The organism is Streptococcus sp. GMD1S (genome assembly GCF_000296875.1).
Classification (GTDB): Bacteria; Bacillota; Bacilli; order Lactobacillales; family Streptococcaceae; genus Streptococcus.
Genome location: NZ_AJQY01000460.1, coordinates 1 through 867 on the forward strand (window position 1 = coordinate 1; position 867 = coordinate 867).

Consider the following 867-nt stretch of genomic DNA (forward strand, 5'->3'; position numbering starts at 1 on the left):
GTCATGAGACTCTTGAGGTTGATATCGTCTGGGCTGATGCCATTCATCGGAGAAATGAGGCCGTGCAAGACATGATAGAGTCCGTGGTATTCTTGGATGTTTTCCATAGCAGCCACATCGCGACTATCCTCTAGCACCAAGATGGTTGTCTGATCTCGAGTCGGATCTGTACAGATTGAGCAGGGGTCATCATCCGTCAGGCGGCCACAGATGGAACAATAGGTTAATTCCCGCTTGGCAGATAGGAGATTTTTGGCAAATTCATTGACATCGTCATCAGACATTCCAATGGTATAGAAGGCGAGGCGGGTAGCCGTTTTAATCCCGATACCTGGTAACTTTGAATAGCTATCAATCAGCTTGGCAATAGGTGTTGGATACAGCATAAGTTCCTTTCTAATTCATTGGATGGTGTTGGTGATAAAGATTGATAATGTCGCGTGCAATAGAAGGTCCGACACCGTTTGTAAGGTTGGTGTTATGAGGAAAGACGACTGCGACTGCGATTTGAGGATTTTCGGTCGGCGCATAGGCGACTGCGTTAGTATTGTTGGCTTTTTGACCGCCATTAACGTAACTTTCGGCAGTACCCGTTTTCCCACTGATGGAAACGGCTGCGCCATTTGAAAAGGCACGACCAGTTGTCAGAGCACTCGTTCCATGCGAAACTTGATAGAAACCTTGCTGCAAGATAGCCATATCTGATTCTGAGATATTGACCTTGTTTAGTTCCTTAGTGGCTGTTTCTTGAACCAGACTACCTAAGCCACCTTGGTCATTGTTTCCATAAATCCCCTCGACAATGTGAGGTGCAATCCGAACACCGTTGTTGGCAATAGTTCCAACGTACTGGGCCAATTGCATTGG

General features: G+C 46.5%; 2 protein-coding genes. Both read right to left on the reverse strand.

All coding sequences use genetic code 11. The features are described from left to right. A partial coding sequence (gene recR / locus GMD1S_RS11245; RefSeq protein WP_000966750.1) for a recombination mediator RecR occupies window positions 1–386 on the reverse strand: 386 nt, incomplete at its 3' end. A gap of 10 nt (window positions 387–396) precedes the next feature. Then, the coding region (locus tag GMD1S_RS11250) for a penicillin-binding transpeptidase domain-containing protein (RefSeq protein ID WP_000298115.1) at window positions 397–867 on the reverse strand (471 nt) is incomplete at its 5' end.